Source organism: Pseudoxanthomonas beigongshangi (genome assembly GCF_016820515.1).
Classification (GTDB): Bacteria; Pseudomonadota; Gammaproteobacteria; order Xanthomonadales; family Xanthomonadaceae; genus Pseudoxanthomonas_A; species Pseudoxanthomonas_A beigongshangi.
In genome coordinates this window covers 112,915-134,282 of record NZ_JADHDV010000010.1, presented here as the reverse complement: position 1 = coordinate 134,282, position 21,368 = coordinate 112,915, and the positions used below count along the sequence as shown (strand labels likewise).

The window sequence follows — 21,368 nt, the reverse complement described above, 5'->3', positions numbered from 1 at the left end:
CCGGTTTCCTCAGGTTCGAACTTGGCTAGTCACGGACAATCTCGCGCCACGAGACCCGTCTGGGTGCGCCCATGTCGGGATCGATCGCGGTATCGTTCAGCGTGCCCTTCGAGCCGCCCACCACCATCAACTTGTCGATCACCGTCGGCAGTGTCGGCATGCCGACGCCCGGATCGAACGATCCCACCGGCAAGCGTGTATTGCCATTCGCGATCTGATCGGAGCTGTTGACGGTACCGTCATTGTTGGCATCGAAGAACGTCTTGCTGGTGCTGGTACCGGTGAACGCATCGATCGCGTTCAGGAAGCCGGAACCGCCGGCGGCGCAGGGGTTGTCATCCTGTGGCGGGATGATGCTGCTGAAGATCAGCACCTTGCCCAGGATCGCGGGTCGACTCACCACGCGCTCGCCCGCGGTGGGCGTGCCCAGGTTGAGGTACCAGCCCTTCGCGGTGTCCACCAGGCCACCATGGGTTTCGAAGCCGCGCACCACGGAGCCATTCATCGTGCCGGTCACCACGATGTCCCGGCTGATCAGGTCGTCACGCCCAATCGGCTCGCTCGAACTGTCGATGAGCGCGTACACGGACTGGGTCGTCGTGTTGTCCACGTCGTCTTCGCTGATGAAGCTGCCGGTGCCGACGAATACCCAGCGCCGTCCCGACTGCGGCTCGCGAGCAAGCGCGAGACCCGTCGTGATCGGCTGGCCGGAAGCGGTGGTGAACATCGGTTGGCCGCTGAAGGCGATCGAAGCGGTCGCACCGGTGAAGTCGAATTTCCACAGATTGCCGCGCATGTCGCCGGCATAAATGTAGTCGACCGTGCCGTCGCCATTTTCGTCCCAGCCACGCGGCGCGGCCATGCCGTTGTCGCCGCTCACGCCGGTATCGATGGTCTGGATAACGGCGCCGGTAGCGATGTTGATCACGAACAGGACCGCATTGCCGCTGGTGCTGTTGATGCCGTTGCCGACCACGATGGCCTTGGTGTGGTTGGCGTCATTCAGCGTGACGATGAGCGGCTCGCCCAGGACGTTGCCCATATGGGTACCGCTGGTGAGTTCCCACTTCACGTCGGTGGCGCGGAAGCGCGCGGGGTCGGTGACGTCCAGCCCGAACAGGCCCTTGCCGCCGCGCCCGAGCGCGCCAACCAGGTAGTTGCGGCCGCCGGTCTGCGCGCGGGTGGATACCACGATCGGGCCATCCACGAAGTACTTGTGCTGGTAGTTCGGGTTGCTCAGCGAAGCCAGGTCGGTGAAGTTCACCCCGGCCGGAACGTAGGCGAACAGCTCCCGTCCTCCCGGAATCGCGTTGTTGCCGCTACCCACGCTGATGGCCGAGAATGCGTGCAGCATGCCGTCGTTGGCGCCCACGAAGATCGTCTCGCTGTCCTTCACGTACATCGGCGACGAGTTGACGATGTCGCCCAGCAACACATCCCGGTTGCGCAGGGTGCCATTGGTGTTCTTGCGCTCGCGCGACGCGTCGCCCTTGATGTAGTTGGCATTGTCCGTGCCATTGACCGGAGCGACCAGGCGCGAACTCTGGTTGAGCAGGGTGACCTGACCGCTGGTCGGGAAGGTCGCCCCCTGGGTCCCGGTCCAGGTGAAGATGCTGCGGGAACTCCACACCGGGAACTGCCGCGAGGCCTCCCAGGCCGGGTTTCGCGCCACGCCCGCCGCGGTGGCGTCATAGGCGGACAACTCGCCGGTCCAGCTGCCCGACATGTACTTGGCCTGGTAGACGCGCGTGTCCGAGACGAACGAGGTACTGTTGGCGGTCACGTTGGATGCCGATCCCTGGCGCTTGGCCATGGTGTTGATGGCATCCTGCAGGCCCTGGACGAAGTTCTGGGTATTGTTGGCCACGATGAAATCGCCACGCCCGTTGACCGCCGCGTGCCAGAGATCGTCGATGCGCTGTGCGCCGCTGTTGCTGATGGGGTCCGGCCAGCGCGTGCTGCCGTTGGTGATTGCATCCAGGGTGGCCTGGGTGGGATTCAGGGTGCCCTTCTGTCCGATGGAGACGCCGAAGGTGACCATGTGCTGCCAGAACGCCGGATCGTCGTCCGAATCGGGGACATCGTTTTCCAGGTCGCGCAGGTCGCGCTTCCAGTAGTACATGGCGATATCGGCCAGGGTGTTGCCCCGGCTGCCGGGCGAGGTCGCGAAATTGTCCCGGTAGGGCGAGGCGACCGCGTAGGTATAGCTCTTGTCGTTGGGACCGGTAACGGTAGGGCCCGCCGTGCCATCCGCATCACCGACGGCATCGAAGCCCGAATCGCTGTTCCAGTAACCGTCGGTGGTCAGGATGGTGAAATTCTGGCGGCAGCTCAGCATGGAACCTTCGACCACCGGTCCCATCGGATCGGGCGCCCCCGTGGCCAGGCCCGAAAAATACTGTCCGGCCCGGTGCAATGCGCGCCGCAATGGCGTATTGCCACCGCCCGTCGCCGTTTGCAGGTAGGTGAACCAGGTTGTCTTGTTGACGCCTTCGAACCGGCCGCCACTGGAATCCACGGGAATGTAATACGGCAGGCCGCTGATGTTGCGGTTGAGCGTATCCAGGCCCACGCGGATGTTGCTTTCAAGCTGCGCGAATGCCTCGCTGGCACCGGCCTTGGCGACCTTCATGCGGGTGCGGTGATAGGAATACCAGGTCGCATAATTGATCTTCTCGGCGGCCGCATCACGCCCCGTGGTCGGGGTCGTAACCATGCAGGCTCGCCAATAAACGCGGTTGGTGCTGTCGTAGCCGCCATTCCGGTTGTTGCCGCAACCCGAATCCGCCACGCCGTTCGCATCGTTGCTACTACCCACGGCGCTGCGGATGATGCGCCCGTCCGTCAGGATCTGGAAACGGTAGTAGTCGCCGAGACCGGTGGCCGTTGTCGCCGTAGCGGGATTCTTCGGCACGAAGAAGGTCTGTACCTGCTCCCCCAGGTCGATGGCATCGGTCAGCGCGCTGGGATTCCAGTAGGCCGAACCGTAGGTGGTGCCGCCGGTGTAGCGGGACCGATTGGCGCCCATCCACGCGTGGTACGTCACCGCAGGGTTGTAGTAGATGCTGTTGTTGATATAGGACTTGTCGGCAAGGTTGTCGCGCAGCCCTATCCGCACACCGTAATCGTCGCGCTGCGGGTCCCAGGGGTCCGCCACGTCATGCGGCATGGCGATGAAATTCATCGAACCGGAGTCGTCCAGGATGAACATCATGTTCGGCGGAGGGTACGGCCGGCCGGACTGCAAAGGCACGTCCGGAACCGTGATCGCCCCGCCTGGCAGCGAAACAAGCGTGGCCGCGCAGGCCAGCAGCATCGGCAACAGGCGGCCACCATGGCTCCCCTTCCTGTTTCCACGCGGTTTGTTGTTGGGGATGTTCATAGGAATGTCCGTCACGGCACGGCGTAGGTGGATTGCAGCAGCACTTCGGCACGATCGTTGGCCTGGCTGCGCGCGGTGATGCGGTAGCGGTACTCGGTGCCCGTGCAGCCGCTGGTCAGCGACACGTCGCCGGTGGTGGTGCAGGTGCCCTTGGGAGGCACGTTGGTGGCCAGCAGCTCGATGATGTACTTCGGCTGCGCGGTCTGGTCGCCCAGTTGTGTCTGCGCTACCGGCGCCGCGGCCCAGACGTCCTCGCTGGTCCACACCGGCGCTGCCTGGGGATCCGGGATGCCGCAGCGTCCGTTGGCGCATCCGGCCGCATATATCTGCTTCTGCGCGGCGATGGCCTCACCTTCGCGCAGGGCGGCTTCGACGGCCTGGAAAGACAGGCTGCGATCGCGCTGGTTGGCGCTCATGCGCTCCTCCAGCAGCGTACCGCGCATGCTCGCCAACGCCAGCAACGTCATCACCAGCAACAGGATGAGCACGACGATCAGGGTGGCGCCGCGCTGGCGTCCGGCACCCGGGCCTCGAGTGGAATGTTGTCGATTCATGGCGCGCGGTTCCTCAATGCCACGGTATGCTCGAGCCGGCGGTTGATCGGGTTGCCATCCGTGCCGACGTTCTCGTTGGTTCGCAGGGTCAGGACGATCTTGACCGCGACCACATTGGGCCAGTCGGGACTGGGATCCGCATCGACATATTCATCGTCCCCCCGCACCAGGTATTCCAGTTGCATGTCGGTGACGCCATCGGCGATTTCCTCGGCCTGGGCCTCGGGCGCGGCCCCGTTGAAGCGCAGCGTGCGGCGATACAGCGATCTTCCCCCGCGCGCATTGTTGCCGACGTACCATTGCATGGCGCGATACACGGCGATGACCGCGTTCTGGTCATACAGGTAGGGGCTGTTGCCCGCACCATTGGTGCAGACCACCGGATAACCCAGGTGCTTGGTGCAGTTACCCGGTGTGCCCGCACCGCTGTTGTGCTGGATCTTGAGGCCGGCCGGGGTCTGGGTGACCTGGACGATCGAGGCCTGGTTGAAATCGCAGATCATGATGACGTCGTTGTTCTGCAGGCCCGTGGTCGCGTTGACCTCGATGTCCGCCGAGGGTTCGGGCATCTTGACCACCACCCGGATGCTGCTATCGACGCTGGCCTTGATTTCAATCGCATCCGTGCCCGCGACGCGCTCTGCGGTGCCACCACCGGTATTCAGTCCCTGGGCCGCGGTTCCGCCGTCGTAACCGATCAGCCCGCCGTTCCAGTTGGACCACCACGACGCCGCCGGGTCGTTCAGCACATTGGCTATGGGCAGGTCGTTGGCGCATGGGTTGCCGCCGGCTTCGCGCACGTCGCGTGCCATCAGCTCGAACGAGGTGCGAAGATTCTCCTGGACGCGTCCCAGGTTGTCGGTCGCGCGATAGGTCTCGCGGTTGCTCATGAAGATGGTGATGGCCGCGCCCGCGACCAGCATGCCCAGCAGCATGGAGATCATCAACTCCACCAGCGAAAGTCCGCGGATGGAAAACCGGCGTTGGGGTTGCACGCGCCTCATAGCCGGGTCCTCGTGGTGACCTGCTGGGTGGTCTCTTCCTGTCCGCGGGCACTGCGCGATTCATCCCATTGCACCGTGATCTCGCAGCTCACGCCACCGCAGTTGATCTGCCCGCAGGTGTTGTCACCGATCGTGGCGTGCAGGGACTCGATCCAGTTATGCAGGTCGGTGGCGGCCAGCGACGCGCCCGCATCGGGGGCATTGCAGGTCATCGCGGTGAGGTTGTATCCCCCAATCCGCGCGATGTCGATGTTGGCCCGCATCGCATCCAGGATGGCGTAGGTCTGGATGATCGCCTGACTGCGCTCGAGCGAACTCTGGCTGTTGCGCAGGGCGGTTGCCTGCATCGCGGCGATGCCAAGCAGGCCGACCCCGAGAATCAACACGGCGATCAGCACTTCCAGCAGGCCCGCGCCGATCTGCTGCGTTCTGGCGGGAAAAGCATGACGCAATCGATTCATGGAAATGCCCATGGTTTCAGGGACAAACGCCGTTGCCATTGTTCGACGAGGTGGAAATGCGGCTGCCGCTTCCCATGTTGATGACGCGACGGTTTTCCGCGGGTTGCGTGGTGGGAATGCAGACGGTGACGATGTCGGCGGAAACCAAGGCGCCCCCCGTGCGGGCAAGACCATCGGCACGGAAGGTGATCGTTCCCTGCCCGCCGCTCAGGCGCAGCGGAGCGGTCGCGGTTCCCGAGCGAAGCACCTCGCCGTCGCTGGCCACCACCACCAGCCAGCGTCCCCAATTGCCGGCATCGTTGGCGCAGGTGGCGCCGTCGGTGGTCCGGCAGACCGAGACGCTGCCATTGCGCCGGATGGCCTCCATGCGCGCCTGCTGGAACGCCGCGATGATCTCGTTGGTCCCGCTGGCCAGCCGGTTGTTGTTGACCACGGCCAGCAGGTACGGCGATGCCACCGCCGCCAGGATGGCCAGCACGGCCGCGGTCACGAGCAGTTCAATCAGGCTGAAACCCGCTTGGCCGGCACCCCTGCCAGCCCATCTCCGGGCCTCACGCTTGCATCCAGATGACATAGGTTGCTTCCCCGGTGAGCAGGCGCACCGTAGACCCGGTGCGCCGCGACCGCCAGTCGGGAGCCGATGGGCGGCGGCGTTGAAGGCATCAACGGGCGGACGCTGCCAATCGCCGGTCCTTCGGGCATCATGCGGCCGGGTCTCCCCTTTTTCGCCGGTCCATGAAGGCAGTCCAGCAGAACGCGCCACTCGATGCCCTCTGGCAGGCCCCCGCCATCATCTGGGTCGTGCTCGCGGGCGAAGGCGTCGCAGCGGTACTGACCCTGGCACCGGGCGGAGGCGTCAGTCCCTGGGTCTATTTCGGGCTCACCTCGCTGGTCGTCCAATGGATCTCGCTGACCACCCTGGGTGCCTTGTATCTGCTGCGGCGCCCCTTGGGCAGGCTGCGTCCGCCCTATGTCGCATATACCGCGCTGTGCCTGCTGGTACTGACCACCTGGCTGTTCTGCGCAGCCACCTGGTTGTTGCTGGGCGATCTATGGTCAAGCCTGAAGGACGACTGGAAGGACATGTTCCTGCGCTTCACCGGCGTGGCCATCACCGTCGGCCTGCTCGGTCTGGCCGCCTTCCAGAATCATTGGCGCGCGCGCCAGATGGCGGTGAAGGCCAAGCAGGCGGAACTCGAGGCGCTGCAGGCGCGGATACGGCCGCACTTCCTGTTCAACACGCTCAACACCGCCACCGCGCTGGTCCATCAACGACCGCAGGATGCCGAACGGATGCTGCTGGATCTGTCGGATCTGTTTCGCGCGGCCCTGGCCGGTCCCCGCGAGATCCCGCTGGCCGAGGAGTTGGCGCTGACCCGGCGCTATCTGGAAATCGAGGGCCTGCGCTTCGGCGAACGCCTGCACGCACGCTGGGACCTGCCCGACACCGTGCCGGAGGTGAGGGTTCCTACCCTGTCCATCCAGCCGCTGGTGGAGAACGCCATCCGCCACGGCATCGAACCCAGTCCGTCCGGCGGCACGCTCGACATCGGCGTGGCGGCATCGGTGCGCGACATCGTCATCACCATCCGCAATCCGATCCCGGAACGGGCGATGCCGACCCGCGGGCACCAGGTCGGCCAGAGCTCGGTACGCGCCCGCATCCATGCGCTGACCCAGGGCCTGGGGCAACTGGAAACCCGCCAGGAAGACGGCCATTACCTGGCCGTCATCACCCTACCGCGCGACGACGGGAATGAAGCCGGGAAAGCGGCGCTTTCCGCCTTCCCGGATGGGCCTGATCAGGTCAGCACCCGGTAGCAGGGCTTGTACTCGCCGGCGATCTTCATGCGCCGCTGCTCGACGAAGGCGCGCAGGAGCGCGTCCAGCGCCTGCATCATGTCGGCGTCGCCATGGATCTCGAACGGACCGAACTCCTCGATCCGGCGCATGCCGTCTTCCTTGACGTTGCCGGCGACGATGCCGGAGAACGCGCGGCGCAGGTCCGCCGCCAGCGCGTGCGCGGGGCGACCATGGTGCAGATCCAGCGCGGCCATCGCTTCGTGGCTGGGCACGAACGGCTGCTGGAAATCGCCCGGGATATCCACCGCCCAGTTGAAGAAGAACGAGTCCTTCTGCTGGATGCGGTACTCGCGCACCTTGCGGATGCCGGCGCCCATCTTCTTCGCCACCGCGACCGGGTCACCGATGATGATTTCGTAGCGCCGGGTCGCTTCTTCCCCCAGGGTCAGGCGAATGAACTGATCGATCTGCTCGAAGTACGGCGCGGCGATGGTCGGTCCGGTCAGGATCAGCGGGAACGGCAGTTCGGCGTTTTCCTCGCGCAGCAGGATGCCCAGCAGATAGAGGATTTCCTCCGCCGTACCGACGCCGCCGGGGAACACGATGATGCCGTGGCCGATGCGCACGAACGCCTCCAGGCGCTTCTCGATGTCCGGCATGATCACCAGGTGGTTGACGATCGGATTCGGCGATTCCGCGGCGATGATGCCCGGCTCGGTGATGCCGATGTAGCGCGTGGTGCGGCGGCGCTGCTTGGCGTGGGCGATGGTGGCGCCCTTCATCGGCCCCTTCATCGCGCCCGGACCGCAGCCGGTGCAGATGTCCAGCCCGCGCAGGCCCAGCTCGTAGCCGACCTGCTTGGTGTACAGGTATTCATCGCGCGAGATCGAGTGGCCGCCCCAGCACACCACCAGGTTCGGGTCGGCCGGGCGCAGGATGCGCGCATTGCGCAGCAGTCCGAACACCGCGTTGGTGATGCCCGAGGAGGTGTCCAGGTCGTCCTTGCAATCCGGCCCCAACTCGATGGCGGTGTAGGCCAGGTCGCGAACCACCGCGAACAGCAGTTCGGCCACGCCCCGGATGATCTCGCCGTCGACGAAGGCCATCGCCGGCGCATTGAACAGATCGATGCGGACGCCACGGTCCTGCTGCAGCACCTGGATGTCGAAATCCGGGTACAGGTCGCGGGCGGCGCGCGGGTCGTCCGACGCGCTGCCGCTGGTCAGGACGGCCAGCGCGCAGCGGCGCAGCAGGTCGTGCATGCCGCCCGCCGAAGCGTCGCGCAGGCGGGCCACTTCGGCCCGGGACAGCACATCCAGCGCCCCGCGGGGGTGGATCTGCGCGTTCTGTACCGGCAACGCCCTCGATGGCGCTTCACTCATATGTTTGTTTCCCGTCGTTTTTTCGTGTCATGACCCGATGACTTTAGCGCAGTCCCGCGCTCAAGGCATTCCCATAAAAAAACGGCCGGGTTGCCCCGGCCGTTTCTGGTGTTCCCTGGCCTTGCGGCTTAGAACTTGTACTTCAGGCCCAACATGACCGACCAGCGCGACACGCCGGTGTTGCCCTTGTCGTTGTTGTTTTCCTGGATCTGCGAGCTGTCGGTGCTGCCGCTGAAGTGGTAGACGTACTTGCCGGTGGCCGGATCGATACCGGCGTAGCTGGCCACGCGGCGGGTCGAGTTGAAACCGTAGTCGTCGATCAGGCCCCACTTCTTGTTCAGCAGGTTGCCGATGTTCATGATGTCCAGCGACAGCTCGGTCTTGTGGCCCTTCATGAAGCCCGGCAGTTCCTGGCTGAAGCGCACGTCAAAGCTGTTGACCCACTTGGCGCGGAACGCATTGGCCGGCGCGATCTGGCCGCGATACTTCTGCAGTTCCGGGTTCTTGCCCAGCCAGTCGAAGAACGCCTGCTCCATCTGGGCGCCGCCGGTGAACAGCACGTCGCCCGGGGCCGCCGGCACGTAGAACAGGTCGTTGAACAGACCGGCGTTGCTGGTGCTGGTGGTCGGGTTACTGTCGCCGTTCAAATCGTTGTAGTAGATGTAGCTGTACGGACGACCGGTGCGGCCTTCGTAGAACAGGCCGATGCGGGTGTCGTAGTCACCGAAGAACTGGTGCTTCCACTCCACGGTACCGGTGATGCGGTCGCGGATGGCATAGCGCGAGTCCCACGCGGTATCGCCATTGACCGCACCGATCAGGGTGCTGCCCCAGTTCGAGGTGTTCTGCGAGCTGGTCAGCGGGCTGACTTCGGTGGCCTTGGTGTAGGTGTAGGCCAGCGACCAGGACCAGTCGTTGAGCATCGGCTTGTTCAGGCCGAAGGTGTACTGGCGGCTCTTGCCCTCGTCGGTATTGCGCAGGAGCATCACGTCGCCGATGCCGGCCGGGCGGTTGGCCTTCGGGTTGACGTTGTTGGTGCCGTACACGATGCCGCGGGTGGCATGGGCATTGGCCGGGTTCAGACCGTTGGCGTCCCAGAAAATCGGGCGACCATCCTGACCGTAGGCGGTCGGGCCCTGGCCGGCGGCGTTGTACATGTCCAGGCGGTCCACCACGATACCGTCATTGACCTTGGTGAACAGCAGCTCGGCCGAGGCGACGATGCCGTACCACGGCAGTTCGTGATCCAGGGCGATGTTCGCCTTCCACACCGACGGCAGCTTCAGGCCGGGCTCGACGATGTCGACGTTGGCGCGCGCGTTGCCGGCCAGGCAGTTGTCGGGGATGTTCGGCGCCGGGCTCGGCGAGAACACCGGGGCCTGGGCGCCGGAGCAGCTGTATTCGACGTAGTTCAGGCCGGTGTTCTGGTAGGTGCCGGCCAGCCACACGTTCGGGGCGGCGCCACCGAACAGGCCCACGCCACCGCGCAGCTGGGTCGGACGGTCGCTGTCGAAGGTGTAGTTGAAGCCGAAGCGCGGCTGCACCAGCTTGTCGTCGACGGTCTGGGTGTTGTCGTAGCCGTAGGTCTGCTCGATCAGCGGGTTGTACAGGCGCTGGTCGCTGAAGTCCGGGATGTCGACGCGCAGGCCGAAGGTCAGGGTCAGGTTGTAGTTGACCGCCCAGGTGTCCTGCGCGAACAGGCCGACGTTCTTCAGGGTGTACTCGGCCGGGATGTCGTTGATGCTGCCGCCCGGACGCGGGGCGCGGATCTGGTAGTTGTTCGGCGTGCCGGCACGGAAGGCATCGATATCGGCGAAGGTGTAGACGCCATTCACCGCGCGGCCGTAGAAGTTCAGGATGTCGTTCTTCGAGTAGTCGAAGCCGAACTTCACGGTGTGGTCACCGATGTACCAGTTGGCCGCACCGAAAGCGGTCGTTTCCTTGGTCTCGATGATGTTGACGTGGCTGTTGATCTCGGTGCCCAGGAACACCGACGACTGGCCGTTGGAGCCAAAACCGCGGACTTCGATCTGCGGCAGGTTCGAGAACGTGCTGCGCACCGCCGAGTAGTCCTTGTAACCGACCTTGAACTCGGTGGAGAAATTCTCGTTCCAATCGCTGAACAGTTCACCGACGTAGCTTTCGAAGGTCTTCGGCAACGCGTACCAGAAGCTGCTCAGCGAAACGCTGTTGTTGTCGATTTCCGGGAAGCGCAGGACGCTCTGCTCCAGCTTGCTGTAGCGCAGGGCGGCGCGATGGCTTTCGTTGATGTTCCAGTCCAGCTTCAGCGCGTACTCTTCGATCTCGGTCTTGTTGGTGCCCGGCAGCGAGAAGCCGCCCGCGCTGATGCCGTGGCCGTTAGCCGCCGAAACGATGTCGGCGATGTCGGCGTCGGTGATGTTGCCGGTGCCGTAAGGGGTGTTGGTCAGGCTGGTGCCCGGCGCGCTGCGCTCGTACTTCTCGTAGTTGGCGAAGAAGAACAGCTTGTCCTTGACGATCGGGCCGCCGAAGGTGGCGCCGTAGGTCATTTCGTCGTCGAAGCCGTTGAACTTGACGCCTTCCAGTTCCTCGCGCACCCAACTCTTGTCGCGGTAGGTGCCGTAGACGGTGCCGTGGAATTCATTGGTACCCGACTTGGTGACCGCGTTGATCACCGCGCCGGTGCCGCCGACGATGGTCACGTCGTAGTTGGCCAGATCGATGTTGATTTCCTCGATGGCGTCCATCGAGACCGGCTGGCGCTCGGTCGGCAGGTTGTTGGATTCCAGGCCGAACGGGTCGGCGACACTGACGCCGTCGATGCGGATGGCGTTGTAGCGGGTGTTCTGGCCGCCGGCGGAGATCGCGCCGTCCGCCTTGCTGACCTGCGAGATGCGCGGATCCAGGCGGATGTAGTCCTGGATGTTGCGGTTCGCCGACGGCAGCGCTTCGATGCTCTCGCGGTTGATGTTGGAACCGGTGCCCATCTTGGTGGCGCTGAACACTTCCGAGCCGCCCGCCACGCCGACCGCGGTGACGGTCTCGAGGGTGGTGGTGGCATCGCCGGTCAGCGCGGCATTGACCGTGTTGACCTGGTTGAGGTTCAGGTAGACGTTGTCTTCGGTCTTGGTACCGGAGCCGGACTTGGTCACGGTGATCTGGTACGGGCCGCCCACGCGCAGGCCGCGGGCGCTGTAACGGCCGCTGGCGTCGGTGGTGACGCGGCTGGTCGTGCCGGATTCGACGTGGGTGATGACCACCTCGGCACCGGTGACGGGCTGGCCATCGGCGCCGGTGACCACGCCGCCGACGCCGGCGGAGGTGCTCTGGGCGAAGACCGGGGCGGCCGCGAGCGCGGCGACGAGGCCAAGGGTGAGCTTGGACATCCGGAGACAACGGGATTGATTCATGGGTATGAGCCTCGGTACGGGAATTGGCGTTGCGAAACTGGCTGGCTGAATGCGGACGCGCAGGCGGCCCACCTCTCGGCGGGTCGTGGGGGGCATTTCTAGGGTTCCCTGAGCCTACGCGGAACGGCCGCGTTGGTTAATAACAGGTTAACACGATAGGACCATTTTGTGACCGCCGCGTGACAAAAATTCCGCGCTGCAGCACTTTTTCCCGGCGCCGGCTCAGATGCTCGGCGGCAGCTTGAGGTAGGTCCCGATGCCGTCCAGGAACATCTGCACGGAAAGGGCCACCAGCAGCATGCCCATCAGGCGTTCGACCGCGGTCAGGACGCGCCGGCCAAGCCATTTGTAGAGCAGTGTGGCGGAGAAAAGGATCGCCGAGGTCGCGCCCCAGGCCAGGATGAGGGCCAGGCTCCAGTCCGCCAGCCGGGCCGGCTCGTTGCTGCCCATCAGCATCACCGCCGCCATGCCGGACGGGCCGGCCACCAGCGGGATGGCCAGCGGCACGATGAAGGGCTCGCCGCCGGGGATTTCCCCCATCAGGCCTTCCGGCCGCGGGAAGATCATGCGGATGCCGATCAGGAACAGCACGATGCCGCCGGCGATCGCCACCGACTCCTGCCGCAGGTGCATCATTTCCAGGAAATACTTGCCGCCCCACAGGAACATCATCAGCACGGCCAGCGCGATCAGCAGTTCGCGGGCCAGCACGACCCGCTGGCGCTGCGGCGTCAGTGGTTTGAGCACGCTCAGGAACACCGGGATGTTGCCCAGCGGGTCCAGGATCAGGAACAACAGCAGTGCGGCCGAAAGGATGGTCATGCCCGGACGGTCCAGACGCGGCCCCGGTGTTCGGCGCCCGCGGATGACAGCAATGTGACACAGGCGGCCCCGTACCGGGCCGGATCACAGGCCTGGCCGTCGCTGTCGTCGGCATAGGCGCGCGAGCGCAGGCCGGTGCTCATCGGCCCGGGCTGCAGGCCCGAGACCCTGACCGGTCCACCGGCCAGTTCGGCCGCCAGCATGTCCACCAGGCCGGCCAACCCATGCTGGGCCACGCCGTAACCGCCCCAGTAGGCCTGCCCCACCCGGGACAGGTCGTCCATGGCGAATACCAGCGCGGCGTCATCGGACTGCTTGAGCAACGGCAGGCAGGCCTGCGACAACCACCACGGCGCGGTCAGGTTGACGTGGAGCGCGCGCGCGAACGCCGCCGGATCCGTGTGCTCCAGCGGGGTCAGGCCACGGAACTCGGCGGCGCAATGCAGCACGCCGTCCAACCTCCCCAGTTCCGCGTACAGGCGGTCGACCAGTTCGGCATAGTCGTCGGGCGAAGCGCCTTCCAGATCCAGCGGATACAAGAGGGGCTCCTGTCCCGCCTGCGCCACCGCGTCGTAGATGCGGTTCAACTTGGGCACCTTGCGTCCCAGCAGCACCAGGGTCGCGCCCGCTTCGGCGCATGCCAGCGCGGCGGCGGCGCCAAGGCCACCATGCGCGCCGCTGATCAGCACCACGCGGTTGTCCAGCGCGCGTACCGCGCGGGTAGGCAGATCGATGAGGCTCACGGACCTGGCCTCACGGCGACAGGGCTTCGGCGACGATGCGCCGCAGTTCGCCGGACTCGTGCAGTTCCAGCGTGATGTCGCAGCCACCGATCAGTTCACCCTGTATGAACAGTTGCGGGAACGTCGGCCAGTTGGAGAAGCGCGGGAGGTTGGCGCGGATTTCCGGCTCCTCCAGCACGTTGATGGTGTACAGCTGTTCGGCGCCGGCATCGCGCAACGCCTGCACGGCGCGGCTGGAAAAGCCGCACATGGGAAATTCCGGCGTGCCCTTCATGAAGAGGACGATCGGATGGCTTTCGACTTCGGCCTGGATGCGTTCCATCACCGGCATGCTGTTTTCTCCTGCTTTTACGGTAACCCAACCGGTGTCGGGTACACTTCCGCCCGTCCCGACGGACCGCGTCCGCCGGGAACGCCATTGTAAGCCCCCGTGCGCCGCCCTGCCGACGCCCCCCTTCCACCGCCTAGCGCAAGGATCCCAGCCATGGCCATCGAACTGCCCCCCCTGCCCTACGACCGTACGGCGCTCGAGCCGCACATTTCCGGCGAAACCATCGACTACCACTACGGCAAGCATCACAAGACCTATGTGGACAACCTCAACAAGCTGATCGAAGGCACCGAGTTCGCCGATCTTTCGCTGGAAGAGATCGTGCGCAAGTCCCAGGGCGGCATGTTCAACAACGCGGCCCAGATCTGGAACCACACCTTCTACTGGAACTGCCTGAAGCCCAATGGCGGCGGCGAGCCGACCGGCAAGCTGGCCGAGCTGATCAACAAGGCGTTCGGCGATTTCGCCAAGTTCAAGGAAGAGTTCACCAAGACCGCCATCGGTACCTTCGGTTCCGGCTGGGGCTGGCTGGTGCAGCGTCCGGACGGTTCGCTGGCGCTGGCCAGCACCTCCAACGCCGCCACCCCGCTGACCGGCGAGGACAAGCCGCTGCTGACCATCGACGTGTGGGAACACGCCTACTACATCGACTACCGCAACGCGCGTCCGAAGTACGTGGAATCGTTCTGGGCGCTGGTGAACTGGGACTTCGTGGCCGGCAACCTGCGCTGAGTCCAGAGTTTCACCGCCGCAAACCAGGGAAGGCCGGGGCATGCCCCGGCCTTCTGCTTTTCACGCAACCCGCCCGCGCTCAGCCGCGCAGGCGTTCGATGACCGGCGCCACCTGCGCCTCGCGGCCCAGCGCGCGGCCGGCACGCTCCAGCGCCTGCGCAAGTTCCGCCACGTCGTCGGCGCGCACGGTGGCGTGCCCGACCTTGCGGCCGGCGCGCGGCAGCTTGCCGTAATCGTGCCAATGTCCGCCGGCTTCGCCCAGCAGTGCCAGCGCATCCGGCATCTGGCCGATCCAGTTGAGCATGCACGCGTGCCCGAGCATGCGCGTATCGCCCAGCGGCAGGCCGAGCACCGCGCGCAGGTGGTTCTGGAACTGCGAGGTTTCCGCGCCCTCGATGGTCCAGTGCCCGGAGTTGTGCACGCGCGGCGCCATCTCGTTGGCGAGCAGTTGGCCGTCGCGGTAGAACAGTTCCAGCGCGAACACGCCCACGTAGTCGGTGCGCTCGGCCAGGCGGCGCGCGTAATCGATCGCGGTCCTGGCGACCGCGTCATCGGCCCGCGCCGGCGCCAGGCTCGCCGACAACACGCCGTCGACGTGCCAGTTCTCGGTCAGCGGCCAGGTGCGGAACTCGCCGTCGCGACCACGCACGGCGACCACGGAGAGCTCGCGCTCGAACGGCACGAAGGCTTCCACTATCAGGCCGACCTTGGCCGCCTGCGCGCCCAGCGCGTCCCATGCCGCGTCGGCATCGGCCAGTGCACGGATGCGGAACTGGCCCTTGCCGTCGTAACCCAGGCGGCGGGTCTTGAGGATGCACGGCGCGCCGACGCTGGCCAGCGCCGCGTCCAGTTCCGCGCGGTTGGATACCGGCGCGAAATCGGGTACCGGGATATCCAGTTCGCGAAACAGCGTCTTCTCCGCCAGGCGATCCTGCGCGGTCGCCAGCGCGCGCGGGTTGGGGAACACCGGCACCCGCGCGGACAGCCATTCGGCACTTTCGGCCGGCACGTTCTCGAAATCGAAGGTGGCGACATCGACCTTGCCGGCGAACTCGGCCAGTGCGGTCTCGTCGCGGTAGTCGCCCACCAGCAGCGGCGCGAACTGGCCGGCGCAGGCGTCGGCCTCGGTGTCCATCACCAGGAAACGCAGGCCCAGGGGAGCGCCGGAAAGGGCGAGCATGCGGGCCAGTTGCCCGCCGCCGAGGATGCCGACCGTGGTCATGCCGGCAGGCGCGGATCGTCGTGCGCCATCACGTCGTCGGTCTGGCGCGCGCGGAACGTCGCCAGCGCGGCGCCGATCGCGGGGTATTCGGGAGACAGCAGGGCTGCGGCGAACAGCGCCGCGTTGGCGGCGCCTGCATTGCCGATCGCGAACGTTGCGACCGGGATGCCGGCCGGCATCTGCACGATCGACAGCAATGAATCCATGCCGTTCAGCGCCTTGGACTGCACCGGCACGCCGAGCACCGGCACCGCCGTCTTGGATGCCAGCATGCCCGGCAGGTGGGCGGCGCCGCCGGCTCCGGCGATGATCGCGCGCAGGCCGCGCGGACCGGCGGTCTCGGCATAGGAGAACAGCACGTCCGGGGTCCGGTGCGCGGACACCACCTTCACCTCGTAGGGCACGCCCAGCGCGTCGAGCTTCTGGGCGGCGTTCTGCATGGTTTCCCAATCCGAACGGGAACCCATCACGATGCCCACGACGGGGCTGTCAACGGTGGCGGTCATGGCCGTCCTCTGTCGCAAAGACGTATTCTACCCTCCTTGCCGAACGACGTTGGACCCATGGACCGCAAACTGCTGGACATCCTCTGCTGCCCCACCACCCGCCAGTCCCTGTCGCTGCTCGACGGTCGTGGGCTGGACGCGGCCAACCGCGCGATCGCGGCGGGCGGGGTGACCCGCGCGGACGGTTCGCCCCAGGCCGAGGCGCTGCGTGAAGCGCTGGTCACCCAGGATCGACGGACGCTCTACCGGGTCGACGACGGCATTCCGGTATTGCTGGCCGAGGAGGCCATCGCCACTTCGCAGTTGGCGGATTTCCCCGCGCGATGAGCGGGTTGCAGCCGCCTCCCGCCGAGGTCGTCGAAGGCGACGTTCGCCGCGCGCTGGCCGAGGACATCGGCGATGGCGACGTCACCGCCGCGCTGCTGCCCGACCGTCCCGACAGCGCCTACCTGCTGTGCAAGGAGGATGGCGTCATCGCCGGACGCCCGTGGTTCGACGCGGCTCATCGGATGCTCGACCCGCAGGTGCGGATCGATTGGCGCGTGGCCGAAGGCGATCGCATCACCGCCGGCACCGTGCTCGCCACCCTGCAGGGCCATTCGCGTGCGCTCGTCACCGCGGAGCGGACCTCGCTGAACTTCCTGCAGACCCTGTCCGGCACCGCCACCGCGACCGCGCGCCATGTGGAGGCGGTGGCGGGAACCCGCGCGAAGATCCTGGATACCCGCAAGACCCTGCCCGGCCTGCGCCTGGCGCAGAAGTACGCGGTGCGCTGCGGGGGCGGACACAATCACCGGATCGGCCTGTACGACGCGGTGATGCTGAAGGAGAACCACATCCGTGCCTACGGCTCGCTCGGTGGCGCCATCCGCGCAGCGAGGGAAGCCCGGCCCGGCCTGCCGTTGATCGTGGAAGTGGAAACGCTGGCGCAACTGGAAGAAGCGCTGCGCGAAGGTTGCGATCGCATCCTGATCGACGATTTCGACGCGCCGACGCGACGGGAAGCCGTACGCATCGCCGCCGGCCGCATTCCGCTGGAGGTTTCCGGCGGCGTGGACATGGGCACGCTGCGCGGCATCGCGGAGGACGGCGTCGACTGCATTTCCATCGGCGGGCTGACCAAGCACGTCCACGCCATCGACCTGTCGCTCAAGCTCGGTCCGCCGCCGGGCGAGCGCGGCTAGTTCCCGCCCGGTTCCGCCATCCCATGCCCAGCCTGATCCTGCTGATGATCGCCGGCGCCGCCGCCTTCGCGTACTGGAACGCCGCGCGCGCGGCCGCCGAGCGCGCCGAAGCGCTCGGCCGCAATGCCTGTTCCGCCGCGGGCGTCATCTGGCTGGACCAGACCGTGCACGCCGCCGGCCTGCGCCTGCGGCGCAACGAGGACGGCCGGCTGGGCTGGGAACGCACGTTCCGCTTCGAGTACTCCTACGACGGCATGGACCGGCATACCGGCCGGCTGGTGCTGCGCGGCGAAACGCTGGTCTCGTTCGTCGGTCCGGCGCGGCCCAGCGTGGTGCCGTTCGAGCACTGAGTCCCGGTCGGGCTCCCTTCCTGTAGGAGCGACGTGAGTCGCGACTGCACCAAGCGTCGCGACTCACGTCGCTCCTACAGTCGTTACCGTGGGATGGCCTCGCCTACTTGACCACCCGCAGGTGCGGACGCTTCGGCGGCGCGGGGGTGTCGTCGTCGCCCGGGCTGTCGGGACCGGCACCGTCATCGCCACCGTCATCGTCCGGTCCGGGTGAATGACCATCGTCGGGCAGGGCCATCCCCTGTCCGGTCTCGCGCGCATAGATCGCCAGCACGGCGGAAATCGGCACCATCACCGGGAAACTCACGCCACCGAAACGCGCCGTGAAGCTGACCGAATGATTGTCGATGTGCAGCTGCACGACCGCGCGCTCGGCGATGTTGAGCACCACCTTGCCTTCCTTCACCGCGCTGGCCGGCACCTGCACGCCCGCCTGGGTCGCGTCGACCAGCAGGTGCGGGGTCATGCCGTTGTCGGCGATCCATTCCACCAGTGCCCGCAACAGGTACGGACGGTGGCTGGTCATGCGGGGGGTTTCATCATTCATCGGTACTGCCTGGTGAAGTCGTCCGCTGCACGGACGTCGGAGCCGGCGGCATACGCCACCGACCTAGGATAAGTCACGACCGTCCCGCGGTTCCATGCCAGCGCCGCGGCAGCGACTTCACTCGCGTCGTCCCGGATTCAGTTCGGGATGTCGCGCAGCTTCTTCTCCGCGTCGGTGAGACTGCGGATGAAGCCGGGGTTGCGGAAGATGCGGTTGCCGTAGTCCTCGATGGCCTTGCCATCCTTGGGCAGCGGGATGTCCAGCGACGGCAGCCGCCAGATGATCGGCGCCATGGCGCAATCGGCCAGGCTCATTTCGGGGTTGAGGAAGAACTTGCTCGCCTTGAACAGCGGCACCGACGCGGTCAGCAGTTCCTTCAGGCGCTTGCGGCCGGCCTCGGCCTGCTGCTTGTTGCCCAGCTGGATGGCCTGCACCTGCGGCACCCAGTCGTGCTCGATGCGCAGCATCGCCAGGCGCAAGCGCGCGCGCGAAAGCGGATCCACCGGCATCAGCGGAGGATGCGGATAGCGTTCGTCCAGGTATTCGCTGACCACCGAGGCGGCGTACAGCACCAGATCCCGTTCCACCAGCGTGGGCACGGAATGGTAGGGATTCAGATCGATGAGATCTTCGGGCGGGTTCTGCGGATCCACCGGCACGAAGTCGTAGCTGACGCCCTTGGCGGCCAGCACCAGCCGTACCCGATGGCACAGCACGTCATCGATGGAGGAAAACAAAGTCAGTGTATTGCGCATACGTGGACTCGCAGCCATCAGGCTCTCCGACGATCGGAATCCGCCGATCGCACCGACGCCGCCAGCCCCTTGCCGGCGGTCGCCACGGTCCCCGAGTGTGCAATCCCTTCAGGAAAATGCCAAGCGGCTACCATGCCACCGGGCATTGCCCCGCCGCCCGGCGTATGCGGCCGGACGGCACCAGGGAGCGCCGGACGTGTCAGTGCACGTCCTTCCAGTACTCCTGCTTGAGCAGATAGGCCAGGAACGACAGCGCCGCCAGGAACAGCACGACCCACACGCCCAGGCTCTGGCGCTTGAGGGCCGCCGGCTCGCCGGCGTACTCGAGGAAGTTGGTCACGTCGCGCGCGACCTGATCGAACTCCTGCGGGCTCAGGCGACCCGGCTGGGTCAGCTTCAGCGATTCGACATGGCGTTCACCGGTCGCCGCATCGGGCTTGCCGTACTCGGCGTGCTGCAGGCCCTGCAGTTCCCAGAACGGGTTCGGCATCGAGGCGTTCGGGAACAACTTGTTGTTCCAGCCCAGCGGACGCGACTCGTCCAGGAAGAACGACTTGAGGTAGGTATAGATCCAGTCGCTGCCGCGGACACGCGAGATGGTGCTCAGATCCGGCGGCATCTTGCCGAACCACTTGCCTGCCGGGTCGTGCGGCATCGATACCTGGATCTGCTCGCCGAACTTGGCGCCGGTGAAGTTGAGGTTGTTCATTACCTCTTCTTCGGTCAGGCCCAGATCCTCGGCCATGCGCGAATAGCGCAGGTACTTGAGCGAATGGCAGCCCGAGCAGTAATTCATGTACAGCTGGGCGCCACGCTGAAGCGAGGCGCGGTCGCTCAGGTCGTTGCCGGCCTGGAGCTTGTCGCCGCCCTCGGCGGCCAGCGCGGAGAACGAGATCAGCAACCCGCTGGCGAATACGGCTAGCCGGGAAGTCAAGGTCTTAGTCATGCGTCGTCACCCGTTCCGGCACCGGCTTGGTCTTGTCGAACTTGGTCCACAGCGGCATGGTCAGGAAGAAAAGGAAGTAGTAAACGGTCAGCACGCGGCCGATGTAGGTCTCGACCATGTCGGTACCCGGGCCGGCGCCGATCTTGCCCAGCCACAGGAAGCTGACGGCGAAAGCCAGCAGCAGGGCCCACGACAGCTTGCCGCGATAGCGGTAGGACTTGACCTTGGCGCGGTCCAGCCACGGCACCAGGAACAGGATCGCGATGGCGCCGAACATCACCAGCACGCCGCTCAGCTTGTGCGGGACCACGCGCAGCATCGCGTAGTACGGGGTGTAGTACCACACCGGCTTGATGTGCTCCGGCGTCACCAGGCGGTTGGCCTCGGTGAAGTTGTCATGTTCCAGGAACCAGCCACCGAAGGCCGGCGCGAAGAAGATGATGAACGCGGCGACCATCACCAGCATGCACACGTAGAACAGGTCCTTGCCGACCGTGTAGTACGGGTGGAACGGGATGCCGTCGGCCGGCGCGGTCGGCGACCAGCGGTTGCCCTTCGGGCCCTTCTTGATTTCCACGCCGTCGGGGTTGTTGGAGCCGACTTCGTGCAGGGCGAAGATGTGCAGCACCACCAGCAGCAACAGCACCAGCGGCAGCGCGATCACGTGCAGGGCGAAGAAGCGGTTGAGGGTGGCGTCGCCGGGCAGGTAGTCGCCCATGATCCACTCGGTCAGGCCGTTGCCGATCACCGGGATGGCACCGAACAGCGAGATGATCACCTTGGCGCCCCAGAACGACATCTGGCCCCACGGCAGCACGTAGCCCATGAAGGCTTCGGCCATCAGCACCAGGTAGATCAGCATGCCCAGGATCCACACCATCTCGCGCGGCTTCTGGTAGCTGCCGTACATCAACCCGCGGAACATGTGCAGGTAGACGACGATGAAGAACAGCGAGGCGCCGGTGCTGTGCATGTACCGGATCAGCCAGCCCCACTCCACGTCGCGCATGATGTACTCGACCGAGGCGAACGCTTCCGCGGCGCTCGGCTTGAAGTGCATCGTCAGGAAGATGCCGGTCAGGATCTGGTTGACCAGCACGATCGAGGACAGGACGCCGAAGATGTACCAGATGTTGAAGTTCTTCGGAGCGTAGTACTCCGACATGTGCTTCCGGTAGAACGGCATGAAACTCGGCGCACGCGCAGTGAACCAATCCATCACGCCATCGGCGGTACGGGTAATGATGTTCGACAT

At 65.7% G+C, this 21,368-nt stretch carries 21 protein-coding genes; 5 read left to right on the top strand and 16 right to left on the bottom strand.

Annotated features, from left to right (window positions below; all coding sequences use genetic code 11):
* Positions 1 to 25: 25 nt before the first annotated feature.
* From IQ458_RS09755 to IQ458_RS09735, 5 genes are read right to left on the bottom strand one after another with little or no spacing between them, the layout of a single operon-like run.
* On the bottom strand, positions 26 to 3,382 hold the full coding sequence (locus IQ458_RS09755; RefSeq protein ID WP_235996727.1) for a pilus assembly protein: 3,357 nt from the start codon (positions 3,380 to 3,382) through the stop codon (positions 26 to 28).
* A gap of 11 nt (positions 3,383 to 3,393) precedes the next feature.
* The gene (locus IQ458_RS09750) at positions 3,394 to 3,936 is read right to left on the bottom strand and encodes a pilus assembly PilX family protein (RefSeq protein ID WP_203322657.1); all 543 of its coding nucleotides are present in this window, start codon (positions 3,934 to 3,936) and stop codon (positions 3,394 to 3,396) included.
* Positions 3,933 to 4,931 carry a PilW family protein gene (locus IQ458_RS19890; RefSeq protein WP_192197430.1) on the bottom strand — a complete coding sequence of 333 codons (999 nt, stop codon included), beginning with the start codon at positions 4,929 to 4,931 and terminating at the stop codon, positions 3,933 to 3,935. Before IQ458_RS19890 ends, IQ458_RS09750 begins: the two co-directional genes overlap by 4 nt.
* Before the next feature lie 5 nt (positions 4,932 to 4,936).
* Positions 4,937 to 5,401, bottom strand: coding sequence for a type IV pilus modification protein PilV (gene pilV / locus IQ458_RS09740; RefSeq protein ID WP_203322656.1), 465 nt, complete (start codon positions 5,399 to 5,401; stop codon positions 4,937 to 4,939).
* A 16-nt stretch (positions 5,402 to 5,417) separates the two neighbouring features.
* Positions 5,418 to 5,975, bottom strand: a complete 558-nt coding sequence (locus tag IQ458_RS09735; protein ID WP_183643473.1) for a GspH/FimT family pseudopilin — start codon at positions 5,973 to 5,975, stop codon at positions 5,418 to 5,420.
* A 161-nt stretch (positions 5,976 to 6,136) separates the two neighbouring features.
* Between IQ458_RS09735 and IQ458_RS09730 the strand changes: the two genes are divergently transcribed.
* On the top strand, positions 6,137 to 7,222 hold the full coding sequence (locus IQ458_RS09730; RefSeq protein WP_203322655.1) for a sensor histidine kinase: 1,086 nt from the start codon (positions 6,137 to 6,139) through the stop codon (positions 7,220 to 7,222).
* Here IQ458_RS09730 and ppnN read toward each other — a convergent pair.
* From ppnN to grxD, 5 genes are all read right to left on the bottom strand, one after another.
* On the bottom strand, positions 7,204 to 8,586 hold the full coding sequence (ppnN, locus tag IQ458_RS09725; protein WP_183643480.1) for a nucleotide 5'-monophosphate nucleosidase PpnN: 1,383 nt from the start codon (positions 8,584 to 8,586) through the stop codon (positions 7,204 to 7,206). The genes IQ458_RS09730 and ppnN overlap by 19 nt on opposite strands.
* A gap of 128 nt (positions 8,587 to 8,714) precedes the next feature.
* Positions 8,715 to 11,975: a TonB-dependent receptor gene (locus IQ458_RS09720; RefSeq protein WP_484573276.1), complete on the bottom strand. Its 3,261-nt coding sequence runs from the start codon at positions 11,973 to 11,975 to the stop codon at positions 8,715 to 8,717.
* Between the two features lie 222 nt (positions 11,976 to 12,197).
* Complete coding sequence (locus IQ458_RS09715; protein ID WP_183643487.1) at positions 12,198 to 12,797, bottom strand: YhgN family NAAT transporter; 600 nt, start codon at positions 12,795 to 12,797, stop codon at positions 12,198 to 12,200.
* Positions 12,794 to 13,540: an SDR family NAD(P)-dependent oxidoreductase gene (locus IQ458_RS09710; RefSeq protein ID WP_192197427.1), complete on the bottom strand. Its 747-nt coding sequence runs from the start codon at positions 13,538 to 13,540 to the stop codon at positions 12,794 to 12,796. Before IQ458_RS09710 ends, IQ458_RS09715 begins: the two co-directional genes overlap by 4 nt.
* A 10-nt stretch (positions 13,541 to 13,550) precedes the next feature.
* Positions 13,551 to 13,871 carry a Grx4 family monothiol glutaredoxin gene (grxD, locus tag IQ458_RS09705; RefSeq protein ID WP_183643493.1) on the bottom strand — a complete coding sequence of 107 codons (321 nt, stop codon included), beginning with the start codon at positions 13,869 to 13,871 and terminating at the stop codon, positions 13,551 to 13,553.
* Positions 13,872 to 14,024: 153 nt separating this feature from the next.
* Between grxD and sodB the strand changes: the two genes are divergently transcribed.
* Complete coding sequence (gene sodB, locus IQ458_RS09700; RefSeq protein WP_141453672.1) at positions 14,025 to 14,603, top strand: superoxide dismutase [Fe]; 579 nt, start codon at positions 14,025 to 14,027, stop codon at positions 14,601 to 14,603.
* Positions 14,604 to 14,682: 79 nt separating this feature from the next.
* Here sodB and IQ458_RS09695 read toward each other — a convergent pair whose 3' ends face one another.
* Positions 14,683 to 15,825 carry a 5-(carboxyamino)imidazole ribonucleotide synthase gene (locus IQ458_RS09695; protein ID WP_203322654.1) on the bottom strand — a complete coding sequence of 381 codons (1,143 nt, stop codon included), beginning with the start codon at positions 15,823 to 15,825 and terminating at the stop codon, positions 14,683 to 14,685.
* The gene (gene purE / locus IQ458_RS09690) at positions 15,822 to 16,331 is read right to left on the bottom strand and encodes a 5-(carboxyamino)imidazole ribonucleotide mutase (RefSeq protein ID WP_183643499.1); all 510 of its coding nucleotides are present in this window, start codon (positions 16,329 to 16,331) and stop codon (positions 15,822 to 15,824) included. The genes IQ458_RS09695 and purE overlap by 4 nt, the downstream gene beginning before the upstream one ends.
* A gap of 57 nt (positions 16,332 to 16,388) precedes the next feature.
* Between purE and IQ458_RS09685 the strand changes: the two genes are divergently transcribed.
* The 3 genes from IQ458_RS09685 to IQ458_RS09675 are packed head-to-tail and all read left to right on the top strand — an operon-like array spanning position 16,389 to position 17,865.
* A complete protein-coding gene (locus IQ458_RS09685) occupies positions 16,389 to 16,658 on the top strand; it encodes a Trm112 family protein (RefSeq protein ID WP_192197426.1) in 270 nt (89 codons plus the stop codon).
* Positions 16,655 to 17,515 carry a carboxylating nicotinate-nucleotide diphosphorylase gene (nadC, locus tag IQ458_RS09680; RefSeq protein ID WP_183643505.1) on the top strand — a complete coding sequence of 287 codons (861 nt, stop codon included), beginning with the start codon at positions 16,655 to 16,657 and terminating at the stop codon, positions 17,513 to 17,515. The genes IQ458_RS09685 and nadC overlap by 4 nt, the downstream gene beginning before the upstream one ends.
* A 23-nt stretch (positions 17,516 to 17,538) precedes the next feature.
* Complete coding sequence (locus IQ458_RS09675; RefSeq protein WP_192197425.1) at positions 17,539 to 17,865, top strand: DUF3301 domain-containing protein; 327 nt, start codon at positions 17,539 to 17,541, stop codon at positions 17,863 to 17,865.
* 103 nt (positions 17,866 to 17,968) lie between these two features.
* On the opposite strand, the gene IQ458_RS09670 is transcribed toward IQ458_RS09675, so the two are convergent.
* The 4 genes from IQ458_RS09670 to IQ458_RS09655 all read right to left on the bottom strand — a co-directional run bounded on the left by IQ458_RS09670 (position 17,969) and on the right by IQ458_RS09655 (position 21,368).
* On the bottom strand, positions 17,969 to 18,412 hold the full coding sequence (locus IQ458_RS09670; protein ID WP_183643511.1) for a ClpXP protease specificity-enhancing factor: 444 nt from the start codon (positions 18,410 to 18,412) through the stop codon (positions 17,969 to 17,971).
* 137 nt (positions 18,413 to 18,549) lie between these two features.
* Positions 18,550 to 19,185, bottom strand: coding sequence for a glutathione S-transferase N-terminal domain-containing protein (locus tag IQ458_RS09665; RefSeq protein ID WP_141453679.1), 636 nt, complete (start codon positions 19,183 to 19,185; stop codon positions 18,550 to 18,552).
* Between the two features lie 181 nt (positions 19,186 to 19,366).
* Positions 19,367 to 20,113: a cytochrome c1 gene (locus IQ458_RS09660; protein ID WP_203322653.1), complete on the bottom strand. Its 747-nt coding sequence runs from the start codon at positions 20,111 to 20,113 to the stop codon at positions 19,367 to 19,369.
* Positions 20,106 to 21,368 (bottom strand): cytochrome b, encoded by a 1,263-nt coding sequence (locus tag IQ458_RS09655; RefSeq protein ID WP_183643517.1) that lies wholly within the window; start codon positions 21,366 to 21,368, stop codon positions 20,106 to 20,108. The genes IQ458_RS09660 and IQ458_RS09655 overlap by 8 nt, the downstream gene beginning before the upstream one ends.

Bases quoted from the DNA above. Each gene is read 5' to 3' on its own strand.
- IQ458_RS09715 (WP_183643487.1), bottom strand. From the start codon at position 12,797: ATGACCATCCTTTCGGCCGCACTGCTGTTGTTCCTGATCCTGGACCCG.
- grxD (WP_183643493.1), bottom strand. From the start codon at position 13,871: ATGCCGGTGATGGAACGCATCCAGGCCGAAGTCGAAAGCCATCCGATC.
- sodB (WP_141453672.1), top strand. From the start codon at position 14,025: ATGGCCATCGAACTGCCCCCCCTGCCCTACGACCGTACGGCGCTCGAG.
- pilV (WP_203322656.1), bottom strand. From the start codon at position 5,401: ATGAATCGATTGCGTCATGCTTTTCCCGCCAGAACGCAGCAGATCGGC.
- nadC (WP_183643505.1), top strand. From the start codon at position 16,655: ATGAGCGGGTTGCAGCCGCCTCCCGCCGAGGTCGTCGAAGGCGACGTT.
- IQ458_RS09670 (WP_183643511.1), bottom strand. From the start codon at position 18,412: ATGAATGATGAAACCCCCCGCATGACCAGCCACCGTCCGTACCTGTTG.
- IQ458_RS09750 (WP_203322657.1), bottom strand. From the start codon at position 3,936: ATGAATCGACAACATTCCACTCGAGGCCCGGGTGCCGGACGCCAGCGC.
- IQ458_RS09685 (WP_192197426.1), top strand. From the start codon at position 16,389: ATGGACCGCAAACTGCTGGACATCCTCTGCTGCCCCACCACCCGCCAG.
- purE (WP_183643499.1), bottom strand. From the start codon at position 16,331: ATGACCGCCACCGTTGACAGCCCCGTCGTGGGCATCGTGATGGGTTCC.
- IQ458_RS09660 (WP_203322653.1), bottom strand. From the start codon at position 20,113: ATGACTAAGACCTTGACTTCCCGGCTAGCCGTATTCGCCAGCGGGTTG.
- IQ458_RS09655 (WP_183643517.1), bottom strand. From the start codon at position 21,368: ATGTCGAACATCATTACCCGTACCGCCGATGGCGTGATGGATTGGTTC.
- IQ458_RS09695 (WP_203322654.1), bottom strand. From the start codon at position 15,825: ATGACCACGGTCGGCATCCTCGGCGGCGGGCAACTGGCCCGCATGCTC.
- IQ458_RS09720 (WP_484573276.1), bottom strand. From the start codon at position 11,975: ATGAATCAATCCCGTTGTCTCCGGATGTCCAAGCTCACCCTTGGCCTC.
- IQ458_RS09665 (WP_141453679.1), bottom strand. From the start codon at position 19,185: ATGGCTGCGAGTCCACGTATGCGCAATACACTGACTTTGTTTTCCTCC.
- IQ458_RS09755 (WP_235996727.1), bottom strand. From the start codon at position 3,382: ATGAACATCCCCAACAACAAACCGCGTGGAAACAGGAAGGGGAGCCAT.
- IQ458_RS09735 (WP_183643473.1), bottom strand. From the start codon at position 5,975: ATGTCATCTGGATGCAAGCGTGAGGCCCGGAGATGGGCTGGCAGGGGT.
- ppnN (WP_183643480.1), bottom strand. From the start codon at position 8,586: ATGAGTGAAGCGCCATCGAGGGCGTTGCCGGTACAGAACGCGCAGATC.
- IQ458_RS09730 (WP_203322655.1), top strand. From the start codon at position 6,137: ATGAAGGCAGTCCAGCAGAACGCGCCACTCGATGCCCTCTGGCAGGCC.
- IQ458_RS09675 (WP_192197425.1), top strand. From the start codon at position 17,539: ATGCCCAGCCTGATCCTGCTGATGATCGCCGGCGCCGCCGCCTTCGCG.